Genomic DNA, 12342 nt, shown 5'->3' with positions numbered 1-12342 from the left:
AAATTATTGCGTCTAGTATCGGAAAAACTTAGTTCAGTTTATGACAACAGCATTACTTGCAAGTTTGTTTGTCTTTGTTTTAGCGTCATTTGTTGGTTTTGAAGTGATCAACAAAGTGCCGCCAACACTTCATACCCCTTTAATGTCTGGGGCGAATGCAATTTCTGGCATCGCTGTGATTGGGGCGCTACTCATTTCTGGCCCAAAAGACTGGAATATCACTGTGATTTTGGGCTTAATTGCCATAGTCCTGGCAACCATCAACGTAGTGGGCGGTTTCTTAGTCACGGATCGGATGTTGCAAATGTTTAAGAAAAAAGAGGTGAAGGCGTGATTGACTTTCTGCCTACGGGGATCGAGCTGAGTTATTTAGTTGCAGCGTCGCTATTTATTGTGGGTTTGAAGCAGTTGGGTTCACCAGCAACAGCCCGCCGGGGTAATTCCTTAGCAGCGGTAGGGATGCTCTTGGCAGTAGTGGTGACACTACTGGATCGGCAGGTGTTGAACTACCCAATGATTATCGTGGGGCTATCGATTGGTTCAGTACTGGGTGCGATCGCAGCTTATAAAGTCGAAATGACCGATATGCCCCAGATGGTTGGTTTGCTCAATGGTCTTGGGGGGGCTGCCTCGGCTTTAGTGGCGATTGGAGAGTTCTGGAGATTACTTAGTACTGGGGAACCTGTATCTCTCGACGCCACGATTACGATCATTCTCGGTGTCTTAATTGGTGGTATCACACTTACAGGTAGTTTTGTCGCCTTTGCCAAATTGCAAGGTCTCTTGCCTGGTGCCCCGATTACGTTCCCTTTGCAACAACCTGTTAATGCTCTGCTATTGATTGGCTTTCTCGTCACAAGTGGCTATCTCATCGTCACACAAGCCAATATCTCAGTATTCCTAGGGCTGGTTGCGATTTCCCTTTTACTCGGTGTGTTGTTCGTTCTCCCAATTGGGGGTGGCGATATGCCAGTGGTGATTTCTCTACTGAACTCCTACTCAGGTTTAGCCGCGAGTGCTGCTGGTTTTGTAGTGATGAACAATATGTTGATCATTGCTGGTGCCTTAGTCGGTGCGTCGGGCATCATCCTGACCCAGATTATGTGTAAAGCGATGAACCGCTCCTTGACAAGTGTGCTGTTTGGTGCATTTGGAGGAGGTGGAAAATCGGCAGTGGCTGGTGCTAGTGGCAGTGGCAACCAAGATAAGACCGTCAAGAGCGTTGATCCCGAAGAAGCGGCAATGATGTTGGGATATGCCCGCTCAGTGGTGATTATTCCTGGCTATGGTATGGCAGTGGCTCAAGCACAACATTCAGTGCGCGAGTTGGCTGACCAGCTAGAAGGGAAAGGCGTTGAGGTAAAATACGCGATTCACCCTGTTGCGGGTCGGATGCCGGGACACATGAATGTGTTATTGGCAGAGGCGAATGTACCTTATCCTCAGTTGTATGATATGGATGACATCAATCCCCAGTTTGAGGAAACGGATGTCGCGCTGGTGATTGGTGCGAACGATGTAGTTAACCCAGCCGCACGCAGTGATGCGGGTAGCCCCATTTATGGAATGCCGATTTTAGAGGTAGACAAGGCAAAACATGCGATCGTCATTAAGCGAGGGATGAGTACAGGCTTTGCAGGTGTCGATAATGACCTGTTCTACAAAGACAAAACCATGATGCTCTTTGGCAGTGCTAAGGATGTCGTAGCGCAGCTAGTGTCTGAAGTCAAGCAGCTCTAATCGGGGATGGGGATTGGTGACTAGTGACAGGGAGTTCTGAAACTAACTTAGCTCTACGCTTTTCCCAATTCCCAATCCCTAATCCGAAATATCAGTAGTATCGCCAGTGTAAATCGTCTCCAACTTCATCAAAATCTTCGGCTTGAGTTTCTCAAACTCTTGCTTGAGGATTCTCTTACTCAGCTCTGGCTGAGTAGTGGTGATTAATGTCTGACTCGTATTTGCCCAATCTATGAACCGTCTGCGTTGGATAGGGGCGATCGTTGAAGTCATCACATTAGCGCAATGTTCTGGTTCTGTTAAGGCAAAGAATAAAATACGATAGCATCCAGTTTCGCCCAAGCGCCTAACCATTCTTTGACCGATCGCTGTTTTGAGGTCTAAGTAGCAAGGAAGCCACCGCGCTCCATGTTCACGGTTGTGCAGAGCCGTAATCCAGAGCATCATTGGATGAGGTGACATTAGAAACAGGAAATGGTTGTATCGTGTACTTACCTGACGATTCTGAATGTCCTGTTTGTTTAGCATTACCCAGAGTGTGGCTAAAGCTTCACTGCCATTAGTAATGATATGAGGAAAGACGATCGCAGCGATGGGTTTGTCCTTGGGCCAGGAAGCCTGCCAACAAATTTCATCAGCACTAAGAGAAGGCTTTTGTTGTAAGTCGGTGACAACGGGTAATTTGGATAGTGCGGCACCAATGCGCTGACCCAGTTGCTGACCCCGACCAAAGCGTTGCTCTAAAGATTCTAAAGTCTGTCGGACTTCCGTAACGTTTTGAGGACGAGCCTTTGGGTCTTTTGCCAGACAGCTCATTACTAGATTTTCTAGCGCCTTTGGTAATCTCAATCTGGGGTTAACAGATTCAAACGATCTGGGAGGTGAAAAGTGATGCGCTTTGTACCAACCACCGAAGGAATGCGTTTCTCCCACAATCGGCATCTCCCCGGTGAGCATTTCAAACATCACTACGCCTAAACTATAAATGTCTGAGCGGTTATCGAGTTCCTTCCCCTCCATTTGTTCGGGAGAACAATAAGCCATCGTGCCCATAAACGAGTGAGTTTGAGAGCTGTCTTCCTGGAGAAGTTTAGCAATCCCAAAATCAAGGATTTTTACGAGTTCACCGAAAGAGGTGTCTTGGATAATAAGAATATTACTTGGCTTAATATCGCGGTGGACGATTGGGGAGAGGTGATTTTCAATAATGATGCCTTTATGAGCGTATTGCAGCCCTAGGCAGATTTGGCGGGTGATGTTCAAAAATCGAGGTAAAGGAAGAGGGTGCGGTCGAATCACTGCACTTAAGTTTTCTCCTTCCAGATATTCCATGACGTAAAAGGGAATATCATTTTCATCCACGCCGTAGTCTCTGACGCGAACAATGTGATTGCTTTTCTCGCCGAGCAGCGCACAGATGGTTGCTTCCCGCTCAAAGCGTTCGCGCATTTTCTTGTTTAGTAAGGCTTGGGAGAGAAACTTGACGGCGACGATGACGCCTCCCAGCAACATATCTTTGGCTTGATAAACTCGACCCATAGCGCCTTTGCCTATCAGCTCAACGAGTTGATAGCGATTGGCGAGTAAGCGACCAGTGTTAGGGTCTGTCAACATGATTTAAGTGGGTGCAGCTTGAAGCAGTTGTGAAATATACCTAGCGATCGATTTCGTTAGAACATAATTTAGGAGGTTTCAAGGAAAAGTATTTCCTCATAACTTTCCAGCGATTGTGATACAAGTTGACCCAGCTTGCTCAGGTCATCGTTTTAACGATTCCTAGATGAGTCGAGTAGGAAACAAAGCAAGCTGAGGCGGCGTTGGGATTGCCTACAATTAATTTCTCTCTTGCAAGAAAAGAAATAGTTATTTTGGGGACATTGAGCAAGCCACCGCCTAGTTGCTCGTCTGTTAAATTAAACTCACCCACTATTTAAACTCAAGAATAGGGTGATTCTGGCTGACGCTCTAGAGTTGCCTCCATGGTGCTTGTGAGATAGTGACCTGCCATAATGCCACTTGATAGGTAGTAGGTGTTTTCATCAAGCCGGTGCCTTGTCTCAAAGCCACTACGCCGTTGCTTATCGCCTAAGACCCAGTAGCGTTGCACAATGGATTCCGGAGTGACCCAGCCTTCTCCCTCAACACGACCTAAGACACTGTGTTGTAAAACAAAGGTGTACTGTCGCTCACCAGCGTCAAGACGCCCTCGATACTGAAAAGAAATATCTTCGCGATCGCTATCAGGAAAAACTAGCTTTGTGACCATAGTAAACCAGTTTTCCCGACCCCAGGCAACGATCGTCTTACCTTTGACCGCTATTGGCATTCCATTTCGCTCCAGCCAATTTCCCTGGAGTGTCCAGCGTCCCGCCTCCATTAAAAAGGTGTGAGCCACGGTTTTTACCTTTGCTTGTAATGCAACACATCGCCTCTTTCATTCTCTCAACTAAGGATTAGTCATTAACTTAAGTAGACGGATTCCCAAAGTGGCATAGATGAGGATGAAAGGCGGTAAGTATCATTAAGAGTATAACCGGAGTCTTACATACTACACCGAACTCTGTACTAAGACTCTATTGGAGCATAGACATTCCCTAACGGTACGGCGGCTGCTGCCCCCGTAACTTGAGGAAGATTACCAGGAATACCAAGAGAGCGCCAGTAGGCTAGAACAGCAAAGGCGATCGCTTCTTTAAAATCTCCACTTACTCCAGCCTCATCCGTTGTTCGTACCTGCACAGACTCCATCAAGGCTTGTAGACGCTGCTTTAAGTAAAGATTACGACCCCCCCCCCCACATAAGAGGACTTCGTCCGGCATTTTGGGTAAGAAGTTGTGGTAGCTGTGGACAATTGAGGATGCAGTCAGTTCAGTCAGTGTTGCCAGAGTGTCAGCAGGACTCAAGTGGTAAGCTGTACTTTCTGCCAAGCAGCGATTTAGGTAATCAACACCAAATAACTCTCGTCCTGTAGACTTTGGCGGTGATAGGTGGAAAAAGTCTTCGCTAAGCCACTGTTCAACCAGTGCCTGACAGGGGGTACCCTGACGCGCCCAGTTACCATCTTGATCGTAGGTTTGGCTGCCGTGACTAAAGTGCTGCACCGCTAAATCTAAAAGAGCATTACCGGGGCCTGTGTCCCAGCCGCAGATTGCTTCTAGCCAATTGCCTTGACGGGCTGGGAGGTATGTAAGGTTGCCAATTCCACCAATGTTTTGAATACACCGATGTTGAGTTGGTGACGAGAGCAAATAAGCATCCACTCTTGACACTAGTGGTGCCCCCTGTCCCTTAGCTGCAATATCAGCTACACGAAAATTGCTGATTGTTTTGATACCTGTCAGTTGGGCAATAACCTCTCCCCGTCCCAATTGCAGAGTGTATCCCAGTTGGGTGATGGGGAGATGGGATGATGGAGAGGTGGGAAGGGGTTCTTCTAGAGTTTGTTGACTTCCCTGCTTTACAGGTGGGCGGTGATAGACGGTTTGACCATGTGAACCAATTAAGCTAGCTGAGGGAGAGTTGCCTTGAATTTCTTGTGCTGCTTGGGCAAATTGAAAAGCGATCGCATCATCCAATTCGGCTAACTCTGCCATTGAAAGAGAGGCACCAGCACAAACCGCTAAGATTTGCTCTCTCAAACTATCTGGGTATGGATAAGTTTCCCCAGCCACCAGTTCCACTTGCAAATTGATATCCGTACCAGAAATTTCCACCAAAGCTGCGTCAATTCCGTCTACAGATGTGCCACTGATTAAACCAATTACACGAGTCATTTTGGAAGTCGCTCATAAGTTAGGTTTCACAAGACTCAATATTATTGGGTGGAAGTACGCGATCGCACTCAAGCCGCAATCCTTGCAATCCAAAAAGGATTAGTCGCAGCAGAACTGTTAACCAACTAGATGAACTGCACAATCTTGCTTTCTATTTACTCAATCTAGGAAATTGAGCTTGGGTGTTTGCGATCGCACAACCAATAAGTCGTCATTTCTCCCCTACCCTTAACGCCGATTACGCCCCGTTCTTCAAACTCATACTTATCCTGCAACCGTTCATAAGTATCCGCCGTAACTTGAATACGTCCTGCGACTCCCTGCGTCTCCATCCGACAGGCAATATTTACAGCATTCCCCCAAATATCATAAGCAAATTTTTTGATACCAATCACAGCCGCTACCACAGGGCCACCCGTGTTAATGCCAATTCTCAGCTTTAGGGGTTCACCATTGGGCCATTGGAAACGTGCGATCGCTTTTTGCATATCCAGTGCCATCTCAGCAATGGCTTCAGCATGATCGTTTCGCACGACAGGCAGTCCCCCTGCTACAAAATAGGCATCCCCAATTGTTCTAATTTTCTCAACACCATGCTGCTGGGCTAGCTGATCAAAGATAGAAAACACCTGATTTAGCAAGTTAACCACATCTGTAGGAGTCATAGAAAAGGACTGGGGCGCAAAGCCAACAATATCAGCAAACAAAAATGTTGCTTCCTCATACTGTGTAGGCGTAGCCCTCTGATTTTGTTTTAGCTCCTCAACAATCGCCTGAGGCAAAATATTTAACAATAAATTCTCTGATTTTTCTTGTTCTTTTTGCAGTGCTTTCGAGAGGGCACGAAGTTTTAAATGATTCTCAACACGAGCCAACACCTCTTCACCCTGAAATGGCTTAGTAATATAGTCTACGCCACCAACCTTAAAAGCTTTGACCTTATCCAAAACCTCATCGAGAGCGCTGATAAAAATTACGGGAATCTCCTTAGTTTGGTCATCTGCTTTCAGGTATTCACAAACTTCATAGCCATTCATATTCGGCATATTGATGTCGAGCAAAATTAAATCAGGTAGGGCAGCCTTAGCGGCATTCAATGCTATCTGTCCGTTACGCGCTTTACCAACTTCATAGCCTCGCTCAGTCAGAATCGTGGATAAAAGGCGCAGATTGTCTGGGGTATCATCAACAATGAGAATATTTCCTCTAGTTACCTGTTCAAGAGATACGAGAGAAGTTGATTCAAAAATTTTTCCTTGTCCTTCCTGCACCAAAAGCTTTGGAGTCTCCGGCAGCAAGTGTACATTTTGTTTCTGAAAGGATGAGCGAAGACGTGCGATCACAAGTTGATTCTCGACGCGAACCAAAACTTCTTCCCTCTGAAATGGCTTAATCACATAGCCCACGCCACCAGCATGGAAGGCTTTGACTTTATCCCAAACCTCATCAAGAGCACTAATAAAAATTACAGGAATATCCTTAGTTTTGTCATCCGCCTTCAGGCGTTTACAAACCTCATAACCATCAATATCCGGCATATTAATGTCGAGCAAAATGAGATCAGGTAGGGCTGTCTTAGCCGCCCTCAATGCCATTTGACCATTGGGCGCTTTGCCAACTTCATAGCCTTGCTCAGTCAAAATAGCTGACAAAAGGCGCAGATTGTCTGGCGTATCATCAACGATAAGAATGTTTCCTTTAGTTGTCTCAGTTTGATTACTGTTCATCTGTAATTTGAGTTCAGTACACAAACATGGCGAGGAAAACCCCTCTCCCCTACCACCTACCACCTAGTTTCAGATTAGGTTTGACGCTTCTAATTTTTTATAGCGGATAATGGTTCTTTTACCTGTACCTGTTGAATTAAATCTATAACTTGCTCAAAAAGAAAATTATTTGCCCAATTTTCCAACGTGATCGCTAAAGGTGCATGAGCGTGTGGTATTTCTTTAATAAGCTGAATAATCACATGATCAAAACATTTATTTGCTGCCTGATGCAGTTGTTCTATCCACTCAGTTGGCATTTGGGATAAGTGAAGCGAGAGGGATTGGTCAGTTATCATAAACTCACCCTGAGTTTCCTCGAAAGCGCCATCTCCAGACACAACATCTGGCGACTTTACCTCTTCATAGAGATAACGCACCCCTAAATGTTCTGCCATTTTTTCTAGAAGTACCTCTTCTCGAAAAGGCTTATGCACAAAGTCATCACAACCTGCTGACAAGACAATATTTCGCTCCTCCTCAAAGACACTAGCAGTCAGGGCAATAATTACTGTTGTCTGATCTTTGAGATGCGCTCTGATCTGTGTGGTAGCCTCATACCCATCCATTACAGGCATTCGCATATCCATCAAGATCAGGTGCGGCGAGTAACTTGACCATAGTTCAAGAGCTTCTTGACCATTCTCAGCTTCACGGACAGAAAAGCCTAAAGAGGTTAGCAACTTGACCAACAGTAGACGGCTCTCTAAACGATCCTCAACCACCAGGATGCGATAGTTCGGCTGGTCAGGTGCTAAGCCAATAACCCTACTGGTTGGGTGAGTCTTTGGAATGTCAGCCGCTTGAGCTAGCTTCACTCGGACATCAAAAGCAAACGTTGTCCTTTGACCGGGATTACTACTGACAGTAATAGTCCCCCCCATCAATTGCACAAATTTTTGACTAATCGGTAAACCTAATCCCGTACCTTCTCCCGATTTACGACCTGTTTCTGTTTGCCCAAAAGCAGTAAACAATTGCTCTATTTCCTCTGGAGCAATACCTGCTCCTGTGTCTTCCACCTCGAAGAATAGGGAGTAGGGAGATAAGGCTGCGTTTTCAGAAAGTTCCTCCTTTTCTTCCTTGTCCCCATTCCGCATACTTAACCGCAGCGTCACACATCCGTGTTGAGTAAATTTGATGGCATTACCGAGAAGGTTAATCAGAACTTCTCGCAACTTCCGCTCGTCGGTTTGTACGTATCGAGGGACGTTTGGTGCATAGTCAAAAAGAAGTTGTAAGCCTTTGGATGAGGCTTTGAGTTGTAGCATCTCGCGGAGACTATCTAGCAAGCGATACAAGTCAAAGCTAGTTTCATTCAAGGCAATTCTGCCTGCCTCAATTTTGGACATTTCGAGAATGTCGTTGATCAATTCCAGCAGATGCTCACCAGCGCGATTGATAATGCCCAAATGTTGTTGCTGTTCAGTAGATAGAAATGGATCTCGGTTCATTACCTGGGTAAAGCCGAGAATGGCATTTAGGGGAGTACGTAGTTCATGACTCATATTGGCAAGGAATTCGCTTTTAGCCCGATTGGCGGTATCAGCCGCTTCTTTGGCTAGGGCAAAGAGCTGAGATTGAGCCAAGAGCAAAACCTGCATATCGAGTAACCGCCGCCGCCCATCTGCCCATTCAATAATGATCGGTTCATAGGCTAAGGAGGTTCGACGTTTGAGAGCAAGTTCTACGGCTTTATCAATAGGGCAAGTCGCACTCAACACGAGATGCTTTTCTAGGAATTTTTCTACATCAGCAATTTCCCCACTATCCGCAATCATCCTCCAAAGGGATTTAATTGGACGTTTCAGGAAAGTCTCTAATCCATAGGGACGACTGAGCCATTCAAAGAATTGAGTTCTAGAAATCATGCCTACGATTTGACTATCATTCGTAATCATTACCCCTGGTAACTCAGGCTGGCGCTGAAACTTTTTTACGACTACCTCCCCCAAGGTTGTTAAGCTAACTTGAAAGTCATGTGTTGGGAGGTCTGCCAGACGTGAATCAAGCGTAAGCCTATCTGGTATTTGAACAAGCACAATTAATAGTTTGTAGCGAGAGTGTACTCAACATTGCCTAGTAGATGCGTCGCCCTAGCTTAATGATGAGCCTAAGCACTGGATGATTGGATTACTGCTATGATTCCTTTGATTGTATTTCAATCAAAGTAAAGTTAGGGTTAAAACTTAGGGTAATAAATTATATTTTTTAGGATTACATTTATATTTTATCTAAAGTAAAACAAGTGTGAAATATGTAATTTTTGTAGCATATTTAATTAGAGTGAGCTACTGACCAATACTTGATAACTGCCCACGAAGAAGATGTTGGCTTAACCTAAAATTAATGTATGAATAATTCGATAACCTATCCTTAACTTCGTGAGAGAACAGAGGAAGATGAAAGTGTCTGTGTTCTCTTAGTCCTAAAAAGCGACTATCTAAATAGATTATTTTAAGACATGCGCGATTTCCAAGAACCAAGCAATGCTGCCTTACGATTTTCCAAGAGTTTGATTACACCGTTAGTGATGACTGTAATGAGAGCCGGATTGCAATTAGTCAGAAATTCTTCGGAAGAAATAGTTCCTTGGAAAAAGGAATACGAGTGCGATCGCATTTCTCGAATTTCATCAAATCCAACGTATTTAGCGATAAAGGCAGTTAAGGGCGAAGTTTTGAGATCGTAACTTGTATTATTACTTCGTCCGACTTCAAATAAATTCAATACTGTTATTTCAGTATCAGTTGCAGGTTGATAAACCTTATGAATATCAGGAAAATACTCTACCAACCGACCGACAGAAACTCCCGAACCCGGTAATTCCCCCATAATGATTGATAGAGAAACATCTGAGCCGATTCGTAAAGACAAAGCTTCAAGAATAGCGATTGTAACGAGTTTGCTCTCCAAGTAAAGCCGTCCCGCTTGCAGATTCGTCCTCGCTTGCTCAACCAAGCTTTGATAGGTTTGGTCATCCGGTTCTCCTTGGAACTGACGGAAAATCAGATCTGGATTGAGAAAATTCATGAAATTTGCCATCTTTTGCATGGCAATTCGGTAATCACGAACCGTGTAAGAACCCGATTTCTGGAGATTATGGTTAGTTTCCGGTAACAAACTCCAAGTGCTGGATAAAAAGATAGCAGAACTCTGATTAGCAAAGCTATATACATCGCGGTTCGCCACTCTTACTGAGCGCTTCAAGGTTTGAATGATTTCTTCCTCTGTCAACTGAAGATTGAACTGCTCATTAGTTAACTTCAGTCGCTCATATAAGACTTCACAAGGACTCAACCCTGATTCTGACTTTGAGCGAAAAGGAATCGTGGCTTCAATACAAGCAACTATCTGTACGATTAGCGACGGACTCAAAAAAGCTGATAAAACCTTGGCAGTAACGACAGCACTCAAAAATTCATTTTGCCCCGAAAAAGGAGAAAGCGGCTGCCCAGGAACATAACCAAAGATCGCAGCTACCATTTCAAAGTCGGAATCACGATTATATTCACTTTTCTCTTGAATAAACATTTTCCCCTCCTCTTCTCTAATAAAAGGAGTCAGATAGTAGGTGAGGTTAAAATTTACACTTCCATCCACTTGTACATATACTATGTCGTGAAATAAAGCCGCTAGTACTTCAATCGCATCTCTATATCCACCGACTTCAAAAATATGTTCGGTTGAATGAAAATAGCGCCAAGGGCCTGTCATTGTTTGAACAATAAGCTTAGCAATTTTATAAAGTTGGGCTTGAGGAATTTTTACCTCTAACTGCTCGTTGACCCAAAGTAATTTATCTAAGCATTGTTGATAATTTTCTTCAAAGTCCATAACGGCACCTAGCCTAAATTTAAATTAATTGAAACTTTAGTAGCATGGATTGTGGATGCTTTGAACATTAGCTAATCTTATATTAACTTTTAAAGCTAGCTAATCTTGACTAAATGTATATTACGATACAGCTTTGCTTTTTTTTAGTGTCTTGTGGAAGAGCCAATAGAAACTCTTTTTCCTGATTTTCTACCGAGTTGAAAATTGATCCATGCCAGAGAAGCAGAGTCGCGATTTAGAGAGTTGATCATAAATAACGGCTTGGCAACTTGAGTTACTAATATTATTCGGTAGCATTTTTAGGTGCGTACTGCGCCTCCACTGGGGAAGAAAAACGAATGACTCGGTTTGATTCAGTTTGATTCTGGATACAGCTTCTATTTCTATTTCTATAACATTGAGTTGTCGTGTGCCGACTCTTTGACACCTATACAGGGGATGGACAAAGCGGTTACCCATCCTATCCTTAAAAGAGAGTAGCTAACCCAACAACTATTCTCTCAGCCTTGCTGGAGATATGCATTACGCCTTTGTGTGGGTCAGCCTCTAGTCAGATGACATCGTTAATCTGTTGAACTGTCTAATCTCACTTCGCAGAGTATTTAGACCAAGGCAGAGACACTTTTTTAAATCTGGCAACTATCTAAAGGCAGAGCTTGGCTAAAGAAAAGGTCTCCAATATTTTACTCTGGGCATAGAACAAATAGTTTGACATGACGATTTACTTTTATAAGGTTACTGAACCCTACGGTTGCTTTTCCAACTTCTCCCCCCATCCAATTCAAATCAAGGAGTTGTATTGGCAAACTGTGGAGCATTACTACCAAGCTCACAAATTTGTCGGTACTGAAGATGAAGCCTTAATCGCTGTGATTCGCGATGCCCCAACACCGATGGATGCGGCAACCTTAGGACGCGATCGCACTCGCAAACTTCGTTCCGACTGGGAGCAGGTGAAGTCACAAGTCATGTGGCAAGGTGTTTTAACCAAATTTCTCACCCATACCGATATTCAGGCAATTCTGCTTGATACTGGCGAAGAACTGATTGTGGAAGACTCTCCTGTTGATTATTACTGGGGCTGTGGTCAAGATAAAACGGGTCAAAACCAATTAGGGAAAATTCTCATGAATGTTCGCCAAGAAATCCGACAACGGCAGCAAATAACCTAGCATTGTGGCAAGCGGCAGTAAGAATTAAGCCCTAACGCCTCAAGTCAAAACTT

At 44.3% G+C, this 12342-nt stretch carries 10 protein-coding genes; 3 read left to right on the top strand and 7 right to left on the bottom strand.

Annotation, left to right across the window (positions count from 1 at the left end; all coding sequences use genetic code 11):
• Positions 1-40: 40 nt before the first annotated feature.
• Together H6F98_RS16650 and H6F98_RS16645 are read left to right on the top strand one after the other, a co-directional pair.
• A complete protein-coding gene (locus tag H6F98_RS16650; protein WP_192219814.1) occupies positions 41-334 on the top strand; it encodes an NAD(P) transhydrogenase subunit alpha in 294 nt (97 codons plus the stop codon).
• On the top strand, positions 331-1740 hold the full coding sequence (locus tag H6F98_RS16645) for an NAD(P)(+) transhydrogenase (Re/Si-specific) subunit beta (protein WP_192219813.1): 1410 nt from the start codon (positions 331-333) through the stop codon (positions 1738-1740). The genes H6F98_RS16650 and H6F98_RS16645 overlap by 4 nt, the downstream gene beginning before the upstream one ends.
• Before the next feature lie 78 nt (positions 1741-1818).
• Here H6F98_RS16645 and H6F98_RS16640 read toward each other — a convergent pair whose 3' ends face one another.
• The 7 genes from H6F98_RS16640 to H6F98_RS16605 form a co-directional block, all read right to left on the bottom strand.
• Entirely contained in the window at positions 1819-3354 is a 1536-nt protein-coding gene (locus H6F98_RS16640) for a serine/threonine-protein kinase (RefSeq protein WP_192219812.1), read from the bottom strand.
• A gap of 139 nt (positions 3355-3493) precedes the next feature.
• The gene (locus tag H6F98_RS16635; protein WP_192219811.1) at positions 3494-3667 is read right to left on the bottom strand and encodes a hypothetical protein; all 174 of its coding nucleotides are present in this window, start codon (positions 3665-3667) and stop codon (positions 3494-3496) included.
• Between the two features lie 9 nt (positions 3668-3676).
• Complete coding sequence (locus H6F98_RS16630) at positions 3677-4135, bottom strand: hypothetical protein (protein WP_192219810.1); 459 nt, start codon at positions 4133-4135, stop codon at positions 3677-3679.
• Positions 4136-4305: 170 nt separating this feature from the next.
• On the bottom strand, positions 4306-5514 hold the full coding sequence (locus H6F98_RS16625) for an anhydro-N-acetylmuramic acid kinase (protein WP_192219809.1): 1209 nt from the start codon (positions 5512-5514) through the stop codon (positions 4306-4308).
• A 164-nt stretch (positions 5515-5678) separates the two neighbouring features.
• On the bottom strand, positions 5679-7241 hold the full coding sequence (locus H6F98_RS16620) for a response regulator (RefSeq protein ID WP_313929884.1): 1563 nt from the start codon (positions 7239-7241) through the stop codon (positions 5679-5681).
• Between the two features lie 89 nt (positions 7242-7330).
• Entirely contained in the window at positions 7331-9322 is a 1992-nt protein-coding gene (locus tag H6F98_RS16610; protein WP_313929883.1) for a response regulator, read from the bottom strand.
• A gap of 415 nt (positions 9323-9737) precedes the next feature.
• The gene (locus H6F98_RS16605; protein ID WP_192219808.1) at positions 9738-11117 is read right to left on the bottom strand and encodes a hypothetical protein; all 1380 of its coding nucleotides are present in this window, start codon (positions 11115-11117) and stop codon (positions 9738-9740) included.
• A gap of 713 nt (positions 11118-11830) precedes the next feature.
• On the opposite strand from H6F98_RS16605, the gene H6F98_RS16600 reads away from it, so the two are divergent.
• On the top strand, positions 11831-12289 hold the full coding sequence (locus tag H6F98_RS16600) for an NADAR family protein (protein WP_192219807.1): 459 nt from the start codon (positions 11831-11833) through the stop codon (positions 12287-12289).
• The last annotated feature ends 53 nt before the right edge of the window (positions 12290-12342 follow it).

The organism is Microcoleus sp. FACHB-SPT15 (genome assembly GCF_014849525.1).
GTDB classification, from domain to species: Bacteria; Cyanobacteriota; Cyanobacteriia; order Cyanobacteriales; family Coleofasciculaceae; genus Symplocastrum; species Symplocastrum torsivum.
Note: the sequence above shows the minus strand (reverse complement) of the source record. Positions and strands in the feature narration are given on the sequence as shown.